At 40.0% G+C, this 21560-nt stretch carries 20 protein-coding genes; 9 read left to right on the top strand and 11 right to left on the bottom strand.

What is annotated here, in order from left to right; translation table 11 throughout:
* The 3 genes from rpoC to ACN6OV_RS13385 form a co-directional block, all read left to right on the top strand.
* Positions 1-3983 (top strand): DNA-directed RNA polymerase subunit beta' (rpoC, locus tag ACN6OV_RS13395; RefSeq protein ID WP_427953733.1); only part of this gene is annotated, 3983 nt, incomplete at its 5' end.
* A gap of 161 nt (positions 3984-4144) precedes the next feature.
* A complete protein-coding gene (locus ACN6OV_RS13390) occupies positions 4145-4687 on the top strand; it encodes a hypothetical protein (RefSeq protein WP_427953731.1) in 543 nt (180 codons plus the stop codon).
* Between the two features lie 131 nt (positions 4688-4818).
* On the top strand, positions 4819-5175 hold the full coding sequence (locus tag ACN6OV_RS13385) for a DNA transfer protein p32 (RefSeq protein ID WP_427953729.1): 357 nt from the start codon (positions 4819-4821) through the stop codon (positions 5173-5175).
* A 192-nt stretch (positions 5176-5367) separates the two neighbouring features.
* Here ACN6OV_RS13385 and ACN6OV_RS13380 read toward each other — a convergent pair whose 3' ends face one another.
* The 4 genes from ACN6OV_RS13380 to ACN6OV_RS13365 all read right to left on the bottom strand — a co-directional run bounded on the left by ACN6OV_RS13380 (position 5368) and on the right by ACN6OV_RS13365 (position 7719).
* Complete coding sequence (locus ACN6OV_RS13380; protein ID WP_427953727.1) at positions 5368-5766, bottom strand: replication initiation protein; 399 nt, start codon at positions 5764-5766, stop codon at positions 5368-5370.
* Positions 5767-5968: 202 nt separating this feature from the next.
* Positions 5969-6802: a hypothetical protein gene (locus ACN6OV_RS13375; RefSeq protein WP_427953725.1), complete on the bottom strand. Its 834-nt coding sequence runs from the start codon at positions 6800-6802 to the stop codon at positions 5969-5971.
* A gap of 12 nt (positions 6803-6814) precedes the next feature.
* Complete coding sequence (locus ACN6OV_RS13370; protein WP_427953723.1) at positions 6815-7234, bottom strand: hypothetical protein; 420 nt, start codon at positions 7232-7234, stop codon at positions 6815-6817.
* Between the two features lie 149 nt (positions 7235-7383).
* Positions 7384-7719, bottom strand: a complete 336-nt coding sequence (locus ACN6OV_RS13365; protein WP_427953721.1) for a hypothetical protein — start codon at positions 7717-7719, stop codon at positions 7384-7386.
* Between the two features lie 303 nt (positions 7720-8022).
* On the opposite strand from ACN6OV_RS13365, the gene ACN6OV_RS13360 reads away from it, so the two are divergent.
* The 5 genes from ACN6OV_RS13360 to htpG all read left to right on the top strand — a co-directional run bounded on the left by ACN6OV_RS13360 (position 8023) and on the right by htpG (position 14253).
* Positions 8023-8895 (top strand): alpha/beta fold hydrolase, encoded by an 873-nt coding sequence (locus ACN6OV_RS13360; protein WP_427953719.1) that lies wholly within the window; start codon positions 8023-8025, stop codon positions 8893-8895.
* Between the two features lie 103 nt (positions 8896-8998).
* Positions 8999-10366 carry a Na+/H+ antiporter family protein gene (locus ACN6OV_RS13355; RefSeq protein WP_427953717.1) on the top strand — a complete coding sequence of 456 codons (1368 nt, stop codon included), beginning with the start codon at positions 8999-9001 and terminating at the stop codon, positions 10364-10366.
* Between the two features lie 737 nt (positions 10367-11103).
* The gene (locus tag ACN6OV_RS13350) at positions 11104-11700 is read left to right on the top strand and encodes an OmpW/AlkL family protein (RefSeq protein WP_427953715.1); all 597 of its coding nucleotides are present in this window, start codon (positions 11104-11106) and stop codon (positions 11698-11700) included.
* 161 nt (positions 11701-11861) lie between these two features.
* Positions 11862-12209 carry a lysozyme inhibitor LprI family protein gene (locus tag ACN6OV_RS13345; protein WP_427953713.1) on the top strand — a complete coding sequence of 116 codons (348 nt, stop codon included), beginning with the start codon at positions 11862-11864 and terminating at the stop codon, positions 12207-12209.
* Positions 12210-12333: 124 nt separating this feature from the next.
* A complete protein-coding gene (gene htpG, locus ACN6OV_RS13340) occupies positions 12334-14253 on the top strand; it encodes a molecular chaperone HtpG (protein WP_427953711.1) in 1920 nt (639 codons plus the stop codon).
* Between the two features lie 217 nt (positions 14254-14470).
* Here htpG and ACN6OV_RS13335 read toward each other — a convergent pair whose 3' ends face one another.
* From ACN6OV_RS13335 to ACN6OV_RS13315, 5 genes are all read right to left on the bottom strand, one after another.
* Positions 14471-15625, bottom strand: coding sequence for a hypothetical protein (locus tag ACN6OV_RS13335; RefSeq protein WP_427953709.1), 1155 nt, complete (start codon positions 15623-15625; stop codon positions 14471-14473).
* Between the two features lie 87 nt (positions 15626-15712).
* Complete coding sequence (locus ACN6OV_RS13330) at positions 15713-17185, bottom strand: hypothetical protein (RefSeq protein WP_427953707.1); 1473 nt, start codon at positions 17183-17185, stop codon at positions 15713-15715.
* Between the two features lie 11 nt (positions 17186-17196).
* Positions 17197-17376 (bottom strand): hypothetical protein, encoded by a 180-nt coding sequence (locus ACN6OV_RS13325; protein ID WP_427953705.1) that lies wholly within the window; start codon positions 17374-17376, stop codon positions 17197-17199.
* A gap of 350 nt (positions 17377-17726) precedes the next feature.
* Positions 17727-17918 (bottom strand): hypothetical protein, encoded by a 192-nt coding sequence (locus ACN6OV_RS13320; RefSeq protein ID WP_427953703.1) that lies wholly within the window; start codon positions 17916-17918, stop codon positions 17727-17729.
* Between the two features lie 235 nt (positions 17919-18153).
* Positions 18154-18399, bottom strand: coding sequence for a hypothetical protein (locus tag ACN6OV_RS13315; RefSeq protein ID WP_427953701.1), 246 nt, complete (start codon positions 18397-18399; stop codon positions 18154-18156).
* Positions 18400-18630: 231 nt separating this feature from the next.
* Between ACN6OV_RS13315 and ACN6OV_RS13310 the strand changes: the two genes are divergently transcribed.
* Positions 18631-18831 (top strand): dodecin family protein, encoded by a 201-nt coding sequence (locus ACN6OV_RS13310; RefSeq protein WP_427953699.1) that lies wholly within the window; start codon positions 18631-18633, stop codon positions 18829-18831.
* A gap of 78 nt (positions 18832-18909) precedes the next feature.
* Here ACN6OV_RS13310 and ACN6OV_RS13305 read toward each other — a convergent pair whose 3' ends face one another.
* A complete protein-coding gene (locus ACN6OV_RS13305; protein WP_427953697.1) occupies positions 18910-19596 on the bottom strand; it encodes a DsbA family oxidoreductase in 687 nt (228 codons plus the stop codon).
* 237 nt (positions 19597-19833) lie between these two features.
* Positions 19834-21357 (bottom strand): acetyl-CoA hydrolase/transferase family protein, encoded by a 1524-nt coding sequence (locus ACN6OV_RS13300; RefSeq protein ID WP_427953737.1) that lies wholly within the window; start codon positions 21355-21357, stop codon positions 19834-19836.
* Between the last annotated feature and the right edge of the window lie 203 nt (positions 21358-21560).

The raw sequence follows: 21560 nt of genomic DNA, 5'->3' as shown, positions 1-21560 counted from the left end.
ACGAATGCTTGTGTGGTAAATACAAGCGTATGAAATACAAAGGCGTCATTTGTGAAAAATGTGGCGTTGAAGTAACGACTGCAAAAGTACGTCGTGAGCGTATGGGTCACATCGACCTTGCTTCTCCAGTTGCGCACATTTGGTTCTTAAAATCACTTCCGAGCCGTATCGGTCTTCTTTTAGACATGACTTTACGTGATATCGAACGTGTATTGTATTTCGAATCTTATGTTGTGACTGACCCAGGTATGACTCCAATGGAGAAATACCAACTTCTAAACGATGAAGAATACTTCACTGCGTTAGAAGAACACGGTGATGAATTCAGTGCGAAAATGGGTGCAGAAGCTGTTCAAGACTTGTTGAAAGATATCGATCTTGAAGCTGAAATTTCACGTCTGCGCGAAGAGATTCCAAACACAACTTCAGAAACGAAGCTTAAAAAAGCATCTAAACGTCTGAAATTGATGGAAGCGTTCAAAGAGTCGAACAACAAACCAGAATGGATGGTGATGAATGTACTTCCAGTACTTCCACCAGATCTTCGTCCGTTAGTTCCACTTGAAGGTGGTCGTTTCGCTACGTCTGACTTGAACGATCTTTACCGTCGTGTGATCAACCGTAACAACCGTTTGAAGCGTCTTCTTGACCTTGCAGCGCCAGATATCATCGTACGTAACGAAAAACGTATGTTGCAAGAATCTGTGGATGCATTGCTAGATAATGGTCGTCGTGGTCGTGCAATTACTGGTTCGAACAAACGTCCATTGAAATCTTTGGCAGATATGATCAAAGGTAAACAAGGTCGTTTCCGTCAAAACTTACTGGGTAAGCGTGTTGACTATTCTGGTCGTTCGGTAATTACTGTAGGTCCTACTTTACGTCTGCACCAATGCGGTCTTCCGAAGAAAATGGCACTTGAACTGTTCAAGCCATTCATTTTCGCGAAACTACAAGCTTCTGGCCAAGCAACTACCATTAAAGCTGCGAAGAAAATGGTTGAGCGCGAAACACCAGAAGTTTGGGACGTACTTGCTCACGTGATTCGTCAACATCCAGTGATGTTGAACCGTGCGCCGACACTTCACCGTTTGGGTCTTCAAGCATTTGAACCAACCCTGATTGAAGGTAAAGCAATCCGTCTTCATCCACTCGTATGTGCTGCGTTCAACGCCGACTTCGATGGTGACCAAATGGCGGTACACGTACCATTAACACTCGAAGCTCAGTTAGAAGCGCGTGCGTTAATGATGTCAACCAACAACATCTTGTCTCCTGCGAACGGTGAACCAATCATCGTACCTTCTCAGGACGTGGTCTTGGGCTTGTATTACATCACGCGTGATGCGATCAATGCCAAAGGTGAAGGCATGGTGTTTGCGGATACGGATGAAGTAAACCGTGCACTTGCAACAGGTCAAGTTGATCTACACGCTCGTGTTAAAGCACGTGTACATCAAACTGTGATTGACGAAAATGGTAACCGTGAACATCAAACCATTGTTGTCGACACAACACCAGGTCGTTGCTTGCTTTGGGAAGTTGTTCCTGAAGGTATGGATTTCCAACAAATCAACGTGGAGATGACTAAAAAGAACATCTCAAAATTGATCAACTCTTGCTACCGTAAATTGGGTCTAAAAGATACCGTTATCTTCGCTGACCAATTGATGTACTTGGGCTTCCGCCAAGCGACTCACTCAGGTGTGTCTGTGGGTATGGAAGACATGCTGATTCCACCACAAAAGCAAGCAATTATTGACAAAGCTGAAGTTGAAGTTCGTGAAATTGAACAACAATTTGAGCAAGGTTTCGTAACTGCCGGCGAACGTTATAACAAAGTTGTCGATATTTGGGCGCGTACAAACGACCAAGTAGCGAAAGCGATGATGGACAACTTGTCTTTCACAACTGTTAAAAACAAACAGGGTGAAGACGAGAAACAAAAATCATTCAACTCGATCTACATGATGTCTGACTCAGGTGCCCGTGGTTCGGCAGCTCAGATTCGTCAGTTAGCGGGTATGCGTGGTTTGATGGCTAAGCCAGATGGCTCGATCATTGAAACACCAATTAAAGCGAACTTCCGTGAAGGTTTGACAGTACTTCAGTACTTCATTTCAACACACGGTGCGCGTAAAGGTTTGGCCGATACAGCACTTAAAACTGCGAACTCTGGTTACTTGACTCGTCGTCTTGTAGACGTAGCACAAGACTTAGTAATTACTGAGCCAGATTGTGGTACTTACGACGGTCTAGTAATGACACCGTTCATTCAAGGTGGCGATGTAATTGAAAACCTTGGTACTCGTGTATTGGGTCGTGTAGTTGCTGAAGATGTGAAAAAAGCGGGTACAGAAGAAGTTCTTCTTGCACGTAACACATTGATCGATGAAAAACTTGCTGCATTTATTGAAAATGCAGGTGTCGACGAAATTAAAGTACGTTCAGTTGTAAACTGTGCGTCTACATTCGGTGTATGTGCGAAGTGTTATGGTCGTGACCTAGCACGTGGTCACCAAGTGAACCCAGGTGAATCTGTAGGTGTAATGGCTGCTCAATCAATTGGTGAGCCAGGTACTCAGTTAACCATGCGTACGTTCCACGTTGGTGGTGCTGCGAGCCGAACTTCTGCTGCAAACAGCGTACAAGTTCGTAACAAAGGTACAGTACGTTTCCACAATGTGAAAACAGTACAACACGCTAAAGGTCACTTGGTATCAACTTCACGTTCAGGTGAAATAGGTATTGCGGATGATTTAGGTCGTGAACGCGAACGTTACAAACTTCCATACGGTGCTTCAATCATCATTAAAGATGGCGAAGCTGTGGAAGCTGGCGGTATCGTAGCGACTTGGGATCCGCATACACATCCACTTGTTACAGAAGTTGCAGGTAAAGTACGTTTCAGCCAAATCGCTGATGGCGTAACTGTTACATCGAAAACTGATGATGCAACAGGTATGACGACTATTGAAGTACTTCCAGTAACTTCACGTCCAGCATCTGGTAAAGATATGCGTCCAGCTGTTGTATTGGATACAACGGATGGCGGCGAACAGTTCTACTTCTTGCCACAAAATACGATTCTGACTGTTCGCGACGGCGAAACAATTGGTGTCGGTGACGTTATTGGTCGTGTACCACAAGAATCTTCACGTACACGTGATATTACCGGTGGTCTACCGCGTGTAGCTGACTTGTTCGAAGCACGTAAACCGAAAGAACATGCGATCCTTGCTGAAATTTCAGGTATCGTGAGCTTCGGTAAAGAAACCAAAGGTAAGAACCGTCTTGTGATTACTCCGGATGATGGCTCTGAGATTTACGAAGAGTTAATTCCGAAATGGCGTACCATTAACGTGTTCGAAGGCGAGCATGTGAACCGTGGTGAAACCATTTCTGATGGTCCGCAAAACCCACATGACATCTTACGTTTGAAAGGCGAAGTTGCACTTACAAACTACATCGTGAACGAAGTTCAGGACGTATACCGTCTGCAAGGTGTAAAAATCAACGACAAGCACATTGAAGTTATCGTACGTCAAATGTTGCGTAAAGTTGAAATCACTGACGGTGGTGATACAAGCTTCATCAAAGGCGAACAAGTGGAATACATCCGCGTTGTTCAAGAAAACCAAGCTGTGGCAGCTCAGAACAAGTTCCCAGCGAAGTTTGATCGTCAATTGATGGGGATCACGAAAGCATCGCTTTCTACTGACTCGTTCATCTCTGCTGCATCGTTCCAGGAAACAACGCGTGTGTTAACTGAAGCGGCTGTAACAGGTAAAGAAGATGAATTACGCGGTCTGAAAGAGAACGTGGTTGTTGGTCGTCTGATCCCAGCGGGTACAGGTTTGGCTTACCACTTAGAGCGTCGTCGTCAAGAATCAGAAGCTGCAGAACTTGAGCTGCACAATGATTTCTCTGATGTGGATCAAGCTTTAAGTCAAGCATTCAGTGATGAGTTTAATGGTCTTTAATTAGTCTTTTAATCATTCAAAAAAAGAGACGCTTTCGGGCGTCTTTTTTTATGCAGAATATTTGGCAATTAAAGCTTTCCTAATATTGAATTATTTCCTATAGTAAAAATATAACTTCACAAATTTATTGATTTATAAACTTAAACATAACGGGTCTATTCATGAAAATTACTCAAAAACTTTTTGCGGTTTCTGCTTTGTTTACCTCTATCGCGGCGATTGCTGCACCGATGCCAAATACAATTGTCGTGCAGGATAAAGCCGTAGTCCCTGTACTCAAAACTGAAGTGGTTCGTCGTGTTGCTGGTCAGGAACCGGTACGTCAAGTCACTGCGACTGTGCTTGAAATGACGAATAAAGGTCAGGATGTCGTAGCACGTGAGATTGAACTGGCAGATCATCAAGCTGATTTTTCAGAAAAGAAATTATCTATTCCAGTGGTGCAACGTGGTGGAGTGATTGTACCGACCTCGAAAATTGAAACCAAAACCACGGTGAGGCAAGAAGGGCAAATTCTGCGTGAAAATACCCATATTGATGCCGAAGGGGTAGAGTTTAAGAAAGGTCAGGAACCGATTAAACGTACATTAAAATTAGACCAAGCTACAGATCCAGAAACAAAGGCCAAACTTTCACATGCAGTACTGACTGAAAATGGCGAAACTACGAAAGATCTCATTATTTTGAAGGAAAACGCTGAATAAGTAAGTATGGTATTAATACCGTATTTTTACAAAATGCAGCATTTCTGCTTATAGACGTAACAAGCTCTGTTTATTTGTTTCATACAATAGAATTAGACTGAATGTAACTAAAGAAGACAAGGATCATCACAATGAAAAAAGTAATGAGCGTATTCGCTGTTGCTGCGATGTCAACCATGATGCTTGCCGGTTGTGAAAGTATGTCGCCAAATGAACAACGTATTGGTGCAGCTGCACTCGGTGGGGCGATTGGTGGTGGTGTGGGTAATAATGTCGGTGGTGGTGTCGGTGCTGCTGTTGGTGGTGGTGCAGGTGCTGCTATCGGAAGTAAGACTCAACATGGCTCAAACCGTAACGCAACTTATAGTGGTGTAGGTGGTGCCATCGGATCTGCTGTAGGTAAAAGTATTTTTGGTGGCAGCTCTGGCGCTGCCATTGGTGGTGCGATTGGTGGTGGCGCGGGTGCGGCTATTGAGCAAAAACGATAATTGCTTGATGTATTTAATGAGTAAAAAGACGCTGATTCATCAGCGTCTTTTTTATTGGTGTGGATGAAGTTGTTTGCGTTGGAGAGATAAGATTTTTTGGATGTCCATAATTCGCAGACTGGTTTCATCCAAGATCTTGAGCCTATCTGTACTTAGCAAGAGTGGAAAAAATTTAATCGAAACTACTTTATTTCAGAAAATTATAACGTTAGCCCTGATCTGCACTAAAGCAAGCGTATACGCCTGCTCGATCTTTGCTGCATATTCAATGATGTTCTGTTTTGCTCTGTGTGTTGTACAGACTGGTGCAGCAAGCATATAACCAATATGAGCATGTCCATTTGCTCGATTTTTTACTATCCAGTGTGGCGTCGGTAAATTTGCATCAAACCATGAAAAATATGCGTCTGACGCATCCACATCAAAGACTAAACTAGAAATAAGACAAGGAGGATTGTGTTGTAAATACGGCATTTGAATAGCCGTTTTTTTGGGGCGTATTTTTAATCCCGTACTTAAATCATCGGTGCAGTACGGTTTATAAGGTAATTTTTCGTAAAAATTTGCTGAAAATTGCGTTTTATTGAGCATGAAACACGTCCGAGTGTTGCATTGGCTCAAAACATCAGTACGATACAAGTATCGAATTTGCGTTGGACTTATGCTTTAAGCATTTGTTTAACAAAGAGAAAAAAGTAGGTTTGCAGACCTACTTTTTTTCGCCTGCTTGAAATGTAGCATTGTTTTGTCACATTTCAAAATTTCTTTTCTTAACATTGACTTATGCAATGTTTTAACGATTGGCTTTAATTAAATTAGAAACAATCTGCTTTGATTCAGATTCAGAATATCCCGCAGTAGAAATAGAATATTTTTTTTGGTTAATAACAAAGTCCGCAGTATAGTTATTTCCTGCAGAGTTCGGTTTTGTCTGCCAAGTCATGCTAACACCATCTAAATCGGCATTACGGCTTTCCTTAAATACATCAAGTACAGTGTTATTACTCGGATTTAAATACATTTCTGAAATTTCAATTTTTTCCCCATTTGAAGAATTTTCATACAATCTCGTGTATGAATCAAATCCTTGTTTTTCATTGTAAGTACCTGAATAATATTTTCCTGTCATCTTCAAATCATTTGGCACAAACCTATTTTCTTCCATTGGGGAAAATGACAATGCTTCTTGTTTATTTATCATTTTTCTTAATTTTGCGAGGTCTTCCTCTTTAAACTCATTCTGATCCGGAGCGTTACCATCAAAGCTGCCGTACTTCGCTAAATTTTCAAAATCTTTTTTAAACATTTCCTTCTGTTCTAGTGATAAATCAGAACTATCAATATTCAAATACCTTACGCCATCAGGATATTTTTTTCTCAATTCAGACATATCTAGAAAAGCTTCATTATTTGTTGAAGTGGTCATACCTCCAACTTTATTAGCAGCTTTGCTGTCTCCGTTTAAACCAGATGATTTTAATTCGTCCCCGTCTTCATAACCTTGTTCATTTTGGTTATTCTGTTTAACACTGGAAGATGAAGTTTTTTCTGGTTTTAGAGTAAATACAATTACTCCCAAAACAACCAATACTAAAACAATTATTAATAAAATTTTTGACCACTTCATACTAAACTCATTTTAGATAAATTGACTGACATCAATATTGCATGCTGTTGCAGAAGTATTTGAATTAACAATAGTTCTATCATTTAAAGTTTCTGAATGAGTACCTCTCACCGTCCAAAAACGCTTATCAGTCATAGAATCAGTTATACCCGAATAAACACGATATCCTGCTGTTTGAGAATGTTTAGGAATCGTACGGCTTTCTCCCTGTGAAGTTGTTTGCCTTGATTGGACACTCATATTATGAGTACCTTTAAATCCATCATAAGAAACTGACTCATTCCACCATCCAACAACACTGGTATTATTCCAGCCTAGTCCACAATTTGCTCGGCTAAAAGTTTGAGCAGGTTTTGTTGCTGCCATTGTGAAGGTAGATTGAGAAAAAATAGCTACCGTTATAACGGCTATTACAGATTTATTTATAGACATTTTTAGGATTCTTTTTAAATTAATTGAAGAATTTATACTATGTAAAATTAATGACCATTTCTGTTATTATTGTGTTAAATATCAAATATTTAATTTATCTACTTAATCCGAAACCACTGCTGTAACTCCGTTCAGATTCATTCATTTTTTCAACTTGCTGACTTGCTGTTTCTAACACTTGCAATTGCTTGGTCAAAGCTGAGTTTTGTGTCTTGAAGTCTTGCACTTGAAAGCTCAAGTTGCTTACTTGCAGAGCTAATTTGTTCAAGCTCTCGTTTCGGGTCTGATCTATTTCGCTGATACTCTCTAAAAGCTTCTTGAATGCTTCCCTGACGCTTTGATTGTCTTGCTTGGTACTCTCGAATATCTTGAGTAAATCGGCTTCCCTCTGCTGTTGCTGTGCCTGTGCTTGTTCTAAGGCTTCGAGTAACCGAGAAGGCTAACATCCGCATAGAAAATGGATTGGCTAGAATATTAACTACCACCTAAATTACATCTATGATGTTTTTTGCTTAGAGGCTAAGGGTATTTTGATCTGAATGTGATTTTTGGTTAAATTAACTTTTAAATCAAATATTTATGTTGTTAGTCGGGCGTATAAAGGTGAATTGAATTATTTAGAGACAATTGGCATTGTCATTATTTTCTGGATTATGCTCAACAGGGTCAATTATTTTTGATGTTGAGCTACGCATACTAAAGCAGTTGTAAAATTTGGCATTGATCAGATTGCCTATGCTCAGCAATAAATCATCAATACCGTAAGTTATGATAAAGGGACAATAATAATGAATGTTACAACGCAGTGGGTGAATACCACAGATCAACAGCGGCTCTATGTCAAATTATGGGGAGATGCTACAAAACCTGCATTGGTCTTGGTACATGGTTATCCAGACAATCAGGAAGTGTGGGAACCGATTATTCAAAAACTCATTTCAGATTTTTATATTGTGACCTATGATGTACGTGGTGCAGGACAGTCTTCAGTGCCGCGTAAAGTTCGAGATTATCGTTTGGAACAATTGTCACAAGATTTGGATTGTGTGACACAAGGGGTATTGGGTGATCGAAAGTATCATCTGGCTGCGCATGATTGGGGTTCCATCCAGTCTTGGGAATCGGTCACTGAACCGAAGTTTAGATCGCGTATTTTGTCGTATTCAACTATTTCTGGTCCGTGTTTGGATCATACTACATTTTGGTTACGTGGCCAGTTTAAACATCAAAAATCAAAATTTTTTAAGCAAATCAGTAAGTCGTGGTATATCGCAGTTTTTCAGTTGCCATTTTTAGCACCGACAGCTTGGCAGTTCTTTAACCCTGAACGCTGGGGCAAAGTAGTTGCTGAATTGGAGCGTACAAAGAACCTGCCCTTAAATGCCAATATTCAGCAGGATGGAAAAAATGGTGTCGGATTATATCGTGCGAATTTTATTCCTTGTTTAACTCGTCCAAGGCAGCGCTATGCGGTTTGTCCTGTCCAAGCAATTGTTTTGAAATATGATAATTTTGTCAGTCCTGAGCTGATTGATATCTTGCCGCAATGGGTAGACGATCTGTCTGTAGTTGAAGTTGCAGCCAATCATTGGGCGATTTTGAGTCAACCCGAAACGATTGCACAGTACATTCGACAATTCGCATTCGCGAAAGCAGCTTAATACCAAGACGACTTGGATATATAGCCCTACAGTTTTGCCTGTAAGGGCTAAATAGCGAGCAAACTCTGATAAAATACGGGTTTTTTCAGACCCTCCTTTTGTTATGTTCGCTATTCTTGCCGCAATTGCAGTCATGTTCGGACTGTCACTGGCCCGTGTCCCTGTGGTTTTTGCACTGATTATCGGTGCTGTTACAGGCGGCTTGCTAGCCGGTCTTGGTATTCATGGAACCATCGAAGCCTTTAACAGCGGTTTAGGCAATGGTGCTCAAATTGCGCTTGCATATGGAGTATTAGGGGCATTTGCATTGGCTTTAGCTCGTTCAGGTTTGCCTGATTTACTCGCGTATCAATTGATTACTAAGCTGAAAGGCAGCAGTAATGCGAAAGCGCAAAATCGTGTGAAATACCTAATATTTGTGACCGTTGTACTGGCTGCCGTTTGTTCGCAAAACGTGATTCCTGTCCATATCGCGTTTATTCCTGTGTTAATTCCACCTTTATTGAGCGTCTTTAATCATCTCAAGCTTGACCGTCGTTTGATTACTTGCGTACTCACTTTCGGTCTAGTCGGAACCTATATGTTGGTACCCTTCGGTTTTGGTGCCATTTTCCTGAACGATATTTTAGGTCAAAACATTAATACCTTTGGTAAACCTTATGGTTTCCATATCAGTTATGAGCAAATTCCAGCGGCTATGGCCATTCCAGTGTCTGGCATGTTTGTCGGTCTGTTGATTGCAATGTTTATCAGCTATCGTAAGCCGCGTGAATATGCCGATCTTCATGTGAATACATCACATCACACCATTTCATCAGATGTAAAAAGCGATGCAGATGGTAAGCCTCAGGTGGCCAATTTCACGTTGATCATGGCTGCAATCGCTGTGGTTGCGACGCTATCGGTTCAGGTAATCTCTGATTCCATGATTCTTGCTGGTTTAGTCGGCGTGGGGATCTTAAGTTTTGCCGGGATCTTTAAGTGGAAAGAAGCAGATGATGTGATTGTTAGTGGTATGCGTATGATGGCCTTGGTGGGCTTTATCATGATTTCCGCGCAAGGTTTTGCTTCCGTGATTGAAGCCACCAACCAAGTACCTGCATTGGTGGAAGCATCGGTACAGTGGATTGGCAATAGCCAAGGTCTAGCCGCATTTTGGATGTTGCTGATTGGTTTATTAATCACGCTTGGCATTGGTTCTTCTTTCTCGACTGTACCAATTCTAGCGATTATTTATGTACCGCTCTGCATTCAATTCGGTTTTAGTCCAATGGCAACCATTGCTTTAATTGGTACGGCTGCAGCATTGGGTGATGCGGGCTCTCCTGCGTCTGATTCGACCCTCGGTCCGACATCAGGTCTAAATATGGATGGTCAACATGATCATATGAAAGACAGTGTAGTGCCTACATTTATCCATTTTAATATTCCATTATTGGTGTTTGGCTGGATTGCAGCAATGGTGCTTTAATTAAGTTTTTTAATTATTTGACTGTTAATTTTATAATATGTATTTATAATAAATATTATAAAATAATGCCTATAATAAAACCAAGTAATCTACTTGGCATATCATAATTAATCTGATTAACAAGATTGGTATTTAAACCAGTCTTGTTGATCTGATTAAAATAAATAATATATTCATGCACTTAAAAATAAATAAAATTTTAAATTCTTAATAAATTTGTTTTTCTATTGTACCAATTCTAACTCCTATTTATGAATCACTCTATATTCAAATTTGGCTGATACAAATTCTCCTACGTCTAATTCGATACTTGGTTCGACATCAAGTTTAAATTAAGGGAGCAGCATAACTGTATGAGAAGCAGTGTGGTGCCAATTTCATCCATTTTAATCTTCCATGATTAGTGTTTGGGTGGATTGTAGTAATAGTGCTTTAATTGAGTTTTTAATTTATTTTATGGTTGTTTTTATAATATGTATTTTAAATGGATATTATAAAATAGCTCATATAATAAAACCAAGTAATACACTTGGTATATAATAATTAATCTGATTGTTAGGGTTGGTATTAAAACCAACCTTTCTGATATGGTTAAAATAAATAATTAATATATTCATATACTTAAAAATAAATAAAATTTTAAACAATTAATGACTATTGCATATTTATAATATGAATGTTTATTATGAATTAATGTTTGAAAATTAGTGTTATTATTCTTCCATAGGGTTTTAAAAATGTTAAAACAAGTTGCTCTAATTGCATTGTTGGGGATGTCTGCTTCAGCAATGGCGGGTCAATGGCAGGTGAAAGTGGGTGGTTCAGCAGTTGCGCCAACTACAGATACTACTGTCTCTGGTTTAGGTGTTGTGAAAGCTGATAGTGAATTAGCATTCACACCATCTGTAGAATATTTCTTTAATGATAATATTTCTGCAGAACTACTTTTAGCAGCACCTATTAGCCATGATGTAACATTAAATGGTACGGATGTCGTTAAGCTTAAGCATTTGCCGCCAACAATTACTGCTAAGTATCACTTTAAAAATGCGAGCCGTTTTACGCCTTATGTGGGTGTGGGTGCAACTGCATTTATTCCATGGGATGAAGAAACGCGCGGTTTAGGCGGCCTTGATGTCGATGTAAAAGAGACTTACGGTGTTGCTGGTCAGATTGGTTTTAACTACCAACCAGCTGATGCAAAAAACTGGGGCGTGTTCGCAGATGTTCGTTATGCACAACTTAGCCCAGAAGTTAAAATTGAAACACTTGACTCATTTGATCTAGATATCGACCCAATGGTCTACACAATCGGTTATAGCTACAAATTCTAAGACTTAGAATTTTGTTGAGAACCCTGTCTTTGGCAGGGTTTTTTATTGCAAAAAATAACTAAATCTTCGCGGGATGGAATTGAGCGAATTGGCAATGGTTTAATAAAATGAAACTGTTAGAGTCAGTTTTAGAATCTTATTGAGCGATAGGAATTATCAGAATGAAAAAAATAATTCAATGTGCGCTGCTCATTTGTGGTGCTTGTATGGCTTTTTCACTGCATGCAGCCAGTTTTGATTGCAACAAGGCTCAGACTGTGACTGAACATGCGATTTGTGAGCATCGTCCAATTAATGATGCTGATGTCAAAATGGCCACCACGTATAATATTATTCGCCATTTGGTGCCAATGGGGACGCGTGGAGCGATCCAAGATCAGCAAGTTAAATGGCTAAGTTTACGCGATCAATGCCGAGATAATGTGAGCTGCCTGCGTGATGTGTATAAAATGCGTCAGCAAAAATTAGATTTATATATGGACCGTGTGTATAAGCAAGGGCCTTTCTAAGAGCAGATAACGGTATATTGGATATTTTTAGGCTGAAATTTCATTCAAGCCCATTGAAAAATAATCAAGTCCCTCCATTCATATAGGCAGTTCATAATTTTAAGCCCGATGAAAGGAGAGACGGATGAGCACACACAATTCTCAAAAACATAGCTTCCAAGCAGAAGTAGCTCAGTTACTACATTTGGTCACACATTCTTTATATTCAAATCCCGAAATTTTCCTACGTGAATTGGTGTCTAACGCTTCAGATGCCTGTGATAAGTTGCGTTTTGAAGGGATTAATCATCCTGAATATTATGAAAATGATCCAGAACTCCATGTTCGTATCAGTCTTGATTCAACCAATAAAACCATTACCATTTCGGACAATGGGATTGGGATGAATCAACAAGAAGCGATTGAGCATTTGGGGACGATTGCCAAGTCTGGAACCAAAGACTTTATGTCGAAATTGACCGGTGATCAAAAGTCAGATGCTCAGCTGATTGGTCAATTTGGTGTAGGTTTCTATTCAGGCTTTATTGTTGCTGAAAAAATTACCGTTGAATCTCGTCGCGCAGGGGCTGAAGCTGCTGAAGGTGTACGCTGGATCAGTCAGGGTACTGGTGAGTTCGATGTCGAGCAGATCAACAAGGCTTCACGTGGAACAGAGATTATTTTACATTTGCGTGAAGATGCACTTGAATACTTAGACAGTGCCAAAGTAAAACAAATTATTAATAAGTATTCAGATCATATTAGCTTGCCGATCGAGATGCAAAAAGAAATTTGGCAACAAGAAGAAGCAGCTGAAGGTGAAGAGGCCAAACCGGGGCAGTACGTTAAAACCGATGAATGGGAAGCCATTAACTCGGCAAGTGCGTTGTGGACGCGCAATAAAAATGAAATTAGCGATGAGCAATATACAGAATTTTATAAAAACCTGAGCCATGACTATGAAGCACCTTTGGCGTGGGCACATAACCGCGTCGAGGGCAGTACGGAATATACGCAATTACTGTATATCCCATCGCGAGCACCGAGCAATATTTTTACCCGTGAAGCCAAAGCTGGGATTAAGCTGTATGTGAAACGTGTCTTCATTATGGATGATGCAGACAACCTAATTCCAAACTATCTGCGCTTTGTGCAAGGTGTGGTGGATAGTGCAGATTTACCGCTGAACGTTAGCCGTGAATTGCTACAAGAAAGCCGTGATGTAAAAACCATTCGTGAAGGCAATGCGCGTCGGATTTTGACTGTGTTGGATGGCTTGGCAAAATCGGAAGATGCTGCTGATCAGGAGAAGTTTCAAACCTTCTATGCTGAATTTGGTTCAGTGTTGAAAGAAGGTCTGGGCGAGGACATGACAAATCGTGAACGTATTTTAAAATTATTACGTTTTGCGACTGCAAGCAGTGACGAAGTGAAAACTTCATTTGCCGACTATAAGGCGCAAATGCAAGAAGGCCAAAAAGCCATTTATTACGTGACTGCAGATAGCCTTAACGCCGCAAAAAATTCACCACAGCTTGAATTGTTTAAAAAGAAAGGTATTGAAGTCCTGTTGATGACCGAGCGTGTTGACGAATGGGCTATGGAATTTGTATTTGAGTTCGATGGAACACCGTTACAAAATGTCTCGAAGGGCGCAGTCGATTTAGGTGATTTACAAGATGCTGAAGAGAAAAAAGCCCTTGAGCAAGCCGCTGAACAATTTAAACCGGTTGTTGAAAAACTATCAGATGCGTTAAAAGCGAAAACTTCTGAAGTGCGTGTTACCACACGACTGGTGGATTCTCCGGCATGTTTGGTGGTGGCTGAAGGCGAGTTGTCACCACAGTTGGTTCGCATGTTGAAACAAGCGGGTCAAGCGGTGCCTGAGTCGAAACCTGTATTGGAAATCAACCCATCGCATCCTTTGGTACAAAAATTGGAAGGCTCGGCACAGTTTGATGATTTGGCCAATGTGATCTTTGACCAAGCCTTGATTGCAGAAGGTGGCTTACCTGAAGATCCTGCACAATATATCAAGCGTATTAATAGCTTATTGTTGAAATAACATAGATGGAAAAGCCTCCTACGGGAGTAATGCTAGTCAGTTAAGGATTTAAAAGTTAAAAACAAGGTCAATAAGACGTAAATTTAGCTAAATTTAAATTCAAACATAAGGAAATTTAGGTTGAAAACTACCCTAATTTCCTTAATTGATCAGCATTATCCTACGGGAGGCTTTTTTTATTGGCTTAAAATGTATCTTTAAGCTTGGCGAGCTTCGATTAGAACAAGGCCTCAAGTCGTACCAAGGCACCAATATAATGACTTTTATCTTTACGATGGTCATTTAGATAATTCAGATCACCTTGGATAAAGAACCATTCACGTAGGAAGGGTTGACGCCAAGAGACATAAGGCCCCCAACTGTTTAAACGCAGTTGATCATTATTATAAAAACCACCAGTGTACAGTCCGTAGTTAAAACGATTGCCTTTAAAAAATTGGTGTTGTCGATAACTAAAGTTATCCCATTCTAAATCGTCATCTTGCGTGTCCGCATAAGTGAGATTGAATTGATTGGAAATAAAAGGTTGGCCTGGACGAGCATGGGTTAATTCAAGATTGGTCCGTAGATAATTTTCACTATCGATCCCATAGCGATAGATTTGCTCAGCAAGGAAACGAAAATCATTGTCCAATTGCCATTGCCTAGATGCTTTGAGTCGAAGATATAAATCATCCCCCGAGCGTAAACCGACATCGACATCGCTTTCAAAGGGTAAACGTTCTGAAATTTGGGACCAACGTAATGCTAAAGAGCTGTTATCTTCACGTACTTGTTTACGATCATAATTCTTGTCTGGACGTCCATCTGGGTTTTCATTGGTAATCACGGTACTATTTTCAAGTTCATTATCGAGTGAGTCATCACCGAACACGACGCTTAATTTTTTTTCTAAAGTCGGGAGTCTAATTTTTCCGCGAATACGTGGTTTAATTTCGTATTCATCGTGCTTATTCCAGCGGTTATCTAAAATCACCCGTAGCGTTGCGTTGGCAGGCTTATCTGGCTCACTTGCTCCAAACCAGCTATCCATGCGTATCGCTGTGCGATCGGCCCAATTACGGATGCTTTTTTGCTGTTTATCGGTCCAGCTATTATTTTCGGTTTGTTCCGTTGTCGGGACGATGGCGTGGTCAGATTGACTCGGTAAAAATGTTGGCGCGGCATCAATCCAGCGTGGAATTTGGTCCAGCAAGTCATTATGTTCTGGTCGTGTGAGCGTTGGATGGATGATCGGTGTATCTGTTTCCGTCTCTAAAATAGGCTGATCGACGGTGGTTACCGTTTCAGTGGCCCACGACATTTGGTAGATCATGCTGAGTGATACGGAAAAAAGCAAAGTCCGAACAAAGTGCTGTTGTTGTTTATGCATATGTTTTGGCTCTATTTAATTATCCAGCATCTGTAGTTTTGTTATTTTTGTCGAACAAAAGCAAGTCAAAATACAAAATAACTGCAATTAATCGTGTATATACAATTTTAAAGCCTGATAGAGCTGCTGGACGTCAATTGGTTGCGCCAGCTGATTGATGACCGTTTGAATGGTTTGCCAATTTAAGCCTTGTTGTCGGTTTAAGATGAGGCAAGGGTAGGTTTGCTCTGTTCGTGACAGTGCTAGGCGTTTTTGCCCATGGATCAGTCGAAGTTTTTGTCGTTCTTGTAATAATAATATGGGTGTATTGAAATCTGTATCTGGCTCATCAAAATGAATAAATTTTTGGGTCTGGATCAATGTTGCAGGGATAAAAGGGAAATAATCCGTTTTCTGCCAAATACCTTCCGCCTGTTGGTAATAGTAATATAAATCAGTTGGTTGAGACAAAATTTGTGATATTAGGTTGGTGTTAATTTCTTTGATTGAGGCCAAATCATGTTGATGTTGCAGGGTGAAAAGCTGGGCAAGCCGAATTGCTTCCATTTGATTTTGTGCGCCGAACAGCATGAGATATTTAATAAATTTCCCTTCTATATTCATCTGTTCGGCCAGATAGATCGGATATTGATCCCAATGTTCCAGCATGTTGGCGTGGAGTAAAAAATCAATTTGCAGGTTCAATTCAGCCTGTTCGAGTATGAGGAGTTCAAATAACTGTGGTGGATCTTGCTCAAGCTGTGGAATCTGTTGCAGTTTTGCGGTGAATTGATCAATGTGGATACTTTCAGGAATAGGCTTGGCGCTTTGGATCTCACAAGGCTCGATATCTACATCAGCAGCTACTTCCTGAATGAGCGTAGACGTAGAGGATTGAACCTGCTCTTGTTCTTGGGGTATTGCATCAGATTGAGCCGTTGCAGCAGTATCTGGGGTTGACACAGTATGTAGGTCTTCAGCTAAAACATCATCTATGGTGAGATCAAGCGGATTACTGACTGTTTCAGTATTTTCAGTGGATTCATATTCCAGTTGAGTGGCTAAAATCGGCGTATGACTTTCGGTTAGTGACGGCAGATGAAGAGGTACAGCACGTTGTTGCAGCTCTCGATCTGTCTCTAGGCATTGATATAACTGTTGCTGCTCAAGCAGCCAGTCATAACATTCAGCAAAGTTACCCCATTCACTGATCAACGCGGTACGATTAGGCGCAGGAATCATCCAGATTTGCCAAACTCTTGCCTGATGTAAAAATGCCCAGCCCATATCTGGTTGTTGATATAGGATATCTTCTAGGGCATCACTCTTTTGAAAATAGCCCCGAAATGTCAGCGCAAAAGGTGTTTGCTGTGCAAAATCGAATGCGGCAGTTTGAGGTTCGGTGAGCGCTTTATAGGTAAGTACTTGTTTTTGAAAAATAGGTTCATTACATAAGGCAAAAATTTCATGAATACGTTTTTTTGAGCGTGCCATTTCATACAAGCTCAATGCACGATGTTCGAATTGGTGAGTAAGAACATGTATTTCTTTAATCAACTGTGCTTTTTCTTGTGGATTCATGTGTGCACGTCCTAGAGAATTTTTTGAGCTTTTTCTAGGTACTGCGCCAGTACGATATTGGTTGCAAGTTCAACTAATTTATATTCGGCCGAATTGGGGTCTTTATAGTGTTGTGCCAATTCAATCAGGCGATCTATATCGATCATCTGAGCTGAAACTTTTCCTTGTATGAGTGCCTGAAGTTCTTGCATAGGACAATGTTATTCAACAAAAAATGAAAAAGAGGATCTATTTCGATTATAGGGATTTTGCTAAAAAAAACATGGAAATAAATGTCATCTTCTACAAATAAATTGTGCTTTATGACAAATAAAGCGCATTTTGATTAAAAATAATACGACTGGTTTGGCATGAAGCTAGATCTGAATAAAAAATGTCATCAAAAAGGTTTAATAAAGCAGATAGTTAGAAGCGGAAAATCAGCTAAAAATGCAGAAATGATTTGATTAGTTTTAAGCGTAGACTGGCGAAATAAAAAATGATGATATAAAAAAACCGACGCTATTGGCAGTCGGTTTTTATTTGAAAAATCAGCTAAAAATTATGCAACTTTTTTAGTCGTCGCCGTAGCTTGAGTTGATTCTTCAGTCGCAGGAGCTTGGTTGTCTGCATTCGCAGTTTCAGTGATTGCTGCTTTTTTTACAGGAAAATCTGGGACATAAACGATTTGCGCAGAAACATTCGCAGAAAGTACCATTACAGCCGCCGCTACAGCAAATTTGATTGTGTTCATTTTGCATTCCTATTGATCATAATTGGCGAGTGTTAAACTCGTCAGGGAGAGATTGATAACTTGAATTTGTATGAAAATGATATCAAAAAATAATCAATTAAAAATGATCGAATCGGCAATGCAAGATAAGTGGTTGTATATTTAAATGATATAAAACATATTGTTAGAGTTAAAACTCTAGTTTTTTGAGTGAGAGTGAAGCTTCTTCTTCACTCTCATATAGAGAAAAAATGTCTTAATTCTTTGTGCATTTTTTCTCGTAAATTTTACCTGCAACACCACCAATAATTGCCCCGCTAAAGGTACCAAATACTGGAAGGACACTGCCAGCTACTGCGCCAATGAGTGCACCTTTAAGGGTTGGAGAGAAACGCGATTTACGGGAGCTACAAGCTGATGTGGTGGTTGAATCAGTTGATAGATTTGCTGCGGTATTTCCTAGGTTGGTTTCATCGAATGCAGCTTGATTTTCATGGGTCATAGCAATACTCCTGATGAGGATAAAGGATTTAGTTCTAGCCTAATCTACAAATTGCCATTCTGATATTTAAGGCATGTAAAAACAGGCTGCTGCTTTGTAATGATCAAGTCTATGACAAATACCTGTGTAAGGCGTGTAATCATTTGCTGTGAAATTGTTGAAAAAGTGATCGATAAATTCGACTAGACCCTATGATAGATACTCAAAATCATAACAATGAGGATGTGAAAAATGTCTGTCGCAAAAGTGGTTGAAGTGAATGCAAGTAGCACCAAAAGTTTTGAAGATGCAATTCAGTCTGGAATTAATAAAGTGACTGAAACTGTTAAAAATGTACAAGGTGCATGGATTAACGAACAAAAAGTTGTGATCAAAGAAAATAAAATTTCGGAGTATCGGGTGAACTTAAAAATAAGTTTCTTGGTTGAATAAAGTTATTTTTAATTAGGCCATAAAAAAATCCCCAATTCCGGGGATTTTTTATTCAGATGCAGTATTCAAACTGAATGTTTATTTTTCTGGGGTTTCGCAGCTGTCATCGCTACACACTGGTGTAGGTGCAATTTCTGGTAATTCAGCCGCTTTATCCATGACTTGTTTAAAGACTTCTTTCGGTTGTGCCCCTGCAAGGGCAATCCGTTGTTCAAAGACAAAGAACGGCACGCCACTAATTTTTAACTGATCACGTGCCACTTCTTCATCATATTTTACGAAGTCAGCAAATTCATCTGAGTCGAGTAGATCGTCAACTTCCACTGGATTTAAACCAATGCGAGAAGCTACGTCTTCTAAGGTTTCACGTTCGCCAATTGCCAAACCTTGAGTCATATAGCTATAGAAAAAGGCTTCTTTGGCTTCATTGCCTAAACCTTTACTTTGTGCAAGGTGAATTAAACGATGCGCATTAAAGGTATTGCCTGAATTGGCTTTTTCCCAGTTAAATTCAATACCTTCAGCTTTTGCCATTTCCGCAATGTTGCGCTGCATTTCGACAACTTCTTCAAGGCTGCGTCCATATTTTTGCGCAAGACGTTCAGTATTGGAAATTTGTAAGCTGGTCGGTGCATCTGCATCTAATTGGTAGCTGTGCCAAAACACTTCAAGTTCTACACCTGATTCTTCAGCCGCGGCTTCAAGGCGTTTTTTTGCAATATAACAAAAAGGGCAAACCACGTCTGACCAGATATCTACACGCATGGGAAATCTCTTTTCTATGTTCTGTCAAATTTATGGGGGCAAATCCTAAAATTTAAAGTCGGTGAATGCAAACCATTTTATGAGAGAAATACGTTTTAAAATTGAACCGCAATAAAGTGGTTGAAGATGATTTTTAATTTACAGAGGAAGAGCTTATCTGAAAAGTCGTGTGAGCACGTATCTCAAAAGTATAACTATAAAAAAACGCCCCGTAGGGCGTTTAATTTCTATGACAAATTAAGCAGTTTTCGCTTCAGCTTCTGGTTGAGCAGCCAACATGTGACCGTTCTCTTCGAAGTTAGTGTGCCAAGACAACGCTTCACGAAGAAGGTGAGGAGTTTGACCACCTTTTGCACATGCGCGGTCGAAGTAATCATTTAATGCATCGCGGTAGCTTGGGTGTGCACAGTTGTCGATTACTGCACGAGCACGTTCACGCGGTGCTAGACCACGTAAGTCAGCAAGACCTTGTTCAGTCACAAGGATATCAACGTCGTGTTCAGCATGATCAATATGCGATGCAAATGGAACAACTGAAGAAATGTCGCCGCCTTTTGCAATTGATTTCGTTACAAAGATCGCCAAGTGCGCATTACGTGCGAAGTCACCTGAACCACCGATACCGTTCATCATTTTAGTACCGCATACGTGAGTTGAGTTCACGTTACCGTAAATATCAAACTCAAGTGCTGTGTTGATACCAATAATACCTAAACGACGTACCAATTCAGGATGGTTCGAGATTTCTTGTGGACGAAGAACCAATTTGTCTTTGTACTGCTCAAGGTTGTTAAATACTTTTTCGCCATATTTAGCAGAAAGTGTAATTGAAGAACCTGAAGCAAATTTCATTTTACCTGCGTCAATCAATTCAAATGTACAGTCTTGAAGTACTTCAGAGTACATGATTAAGTCTTCAAAGTTAGAATCTTTAAGACCAGTCAATACTGCGTTTGCAATTGAACCAATACCTGCTTGTAATGGACCAAGGTTTTTCGGTAAACGACCTTCTTCTACTTCTTTTTCAAAGAAAGCGATGAGGTGGTTGGCAATACCTTGAGTTTCATCATCTGGTGCAGTGACAGTTGATGGTGAGTCATGTAATTCATTGTTAAATACGATACCAACAATTTTTGATGGATCGATATTAATTGCATGTGTACCAATACGTTCGTCAACTTGAGTTAATGGAATTGGTTGACGCGTAGGACGATACGTTGGGATATAGATATCGTGTAAGCCTTCGAACGCAGGGCTTAAGTTCGTGTTGATTTCTACAATCACTTTTTCTGCAAAAATTGCGAAGCTTGCAGAGTTACCTACAGAAGTTGTAGGGATGATGCCGCCATCTTCAGTGATCGCAACAGCTTCAATAATCGCAACATCTGGCTTTTTAAGCTGAAGGTTACGCATTTGTTCAACTGTTTCAGACAAATGTTGATCGATAAACATTACTTCGCCTTTATTGATGGCTTTACGTAATGTGTTGTCTACTTGGAACGGTAAACGACGAGCAAGAACACCTGCTTCAGTCAATTTTTTGTCCAAATCGTTACCCAAGCTCGCGCCAGTAATTAGGGTGATTTTAAGAGGATTAGCATGAGCCTGTTGAACCAACGCTAAAGGTACAGCTTTCGCTTCACCTGCGCGTGTGAAACCACTCATACCTACCGTCATACCATCCTGAATGAATTCAGCAGCTTTTTCTGCGCTGATAACTTTGTCGTGAAGGGCAGCTAAACGGATGCGATCTAAAGACATCATATACTCTCGTGAAATTCTCAAAACTGATACGGATTGTACCGATCAAAAAAGCCATTTTGCATACCTGTTAGGCTAAGGTCTAATTTTTTCAAAAAATGTGGGTATAAGTTTTATTTATGGTTTTTATTTCTTTGATTTATAAAACAAAAAATATGAATGCTTAAAGCTTAAACAAAACTGTTTGTTGCTTTTTTGAACGC

This window comes from Acinetobacter sp., assembly GCF_050285345.1.
Lineage (GTDB): Bacteria > Pseudomonadota > Gammaproteobacteria > Pseudomonadales > Moraxellaceae > Acinetobacter.
Note: the sequence above shows the minus strand (reverse complement) of the source record. Positions and strands in the feature narration are given on the sequence as shown.

Coding starts and splice junctions, on each gene's coding strand:
- ACN6OV_RS13300 (WP_427953737.1), bottom strand. CDS start 21,357: ATGTCTTTAGATCGCATCCGTTTAGCTGCCCTTCACGACAAAGTTATC.
- ACN6OV_RS13350 (WP_427953715.1), top strand. CDS start 11,104: ATGTTAAAACAAGTTGCTCTAATTGCATTGTTGGGGATGTCTGCTTCA.
- ACN6OV_RS13305 (WP_427953697.1), bottom strand. CDS start 19,596: ATGCGTGTAGATATCTGGTCAGACGTGGTTTGCCCTTTTTGTTATATT.
- ACN6OV_RS13310 (WP_427953699.1), top strand. CDS start 18,631: ATGTCTGTCGCAAAAGTGGTTGAAGTGAATGCAAGTAGCACCAAAAGT.
- ACN6OV_RS13335 (WP_427953709.1), bottom strand. CDS start 15,625: ATGCATAAACAACAACAGCACTTTGTTCGGACTTTGCTTTTTTCCGTA.
- ACN6OV_RS13385 (WP_427953729.1), top strand. CDS start 4,819: ATGAAAAAAGTAATGAGCGTATTCGCTGTTGCTGCGATGTCAACCATG.
- ACN6OV_RS13380 (WP_427953727.1), bottom strand. CDS start 5,766: ATGCTCAATAAAACGCAATTTTCAGCAAATTTTTACGAAAAATTACCT.
- ACN6OV_RS13355 (WP_427953717.1), top strand. CDS start 8,999: ATGTTCGCTATTCTTGCCGCAATTGCAGTCATGTTCGGACTGTCACTG.
- ACN6OV_RS13370 (WP_427953723.1), bottom strand. CDS start 7,234: ATGTCTATAAATAAATCTGTAATAGCCGTTATAACGGTAGCTATTTTT.
- ACN6OV_RS13375 (WP_427953725.1), bottom strand. CDS start 6,802: ATGAAGTGGTCAAAAATTTTATTAATAATTGTTTTAGTATTGGTTGTT.
- ACN6OV_RS13360 (WP_427953719.1), top strand. CDS start 8,023: ATGAATGTTACAACGCAGTGGGTGAATACCACAGATCAACAGCGGCTC.
- ACN6OV_RS13325 (WP_427953705.1), bottom strand. CDS start 17,376: ATGCAAGAACTTCAGGCACTCATACAAGGAAAAGTTTCAGCTCAGATG.
- ACN6OV_RS13320 (WP_427953703.1), bottom strand. CDS start 17,918: ATGAACACAATCAAATTTGCTGTAGCGGCGGCTGTAATGGTACTTTCT.
- ACN6OV_RS13345 (WP_427953713.1), top strand. CDS start 11,862: ATGAAAAAAATAATTCAATGTGCGCTGCTCATTTGTGGTGCTTGTATG.
- ACN6OV_RS13315 (WP_427953701.1), bottom strand. CDS start 18,399: ATGACCCATGAAAATCAAGCTGCATTCGATGAAACCAACCTAGGAAAT.
- htpG (WP_427953711.1), top strand. CDS start 12,334: ATGAGCACACACAATTCTCAAAAACATAGCTTCCAAGCAGAAGTAGCT.
- ACN6OV_RS13330 (WP_427953707.1), bottom strand. CDS start 17,185: ATGAATCCACAAGAAAAAGCACAGTTGATTAAAGAAATACATGTTCTT.
- ACN6OV_RS13390 (WP_427953731.1), top strand. CDS start 4,145: ATGAAAATTACTCAAAAACTTTTTGCGGTTTCTGCTTTGTTTACCTCT.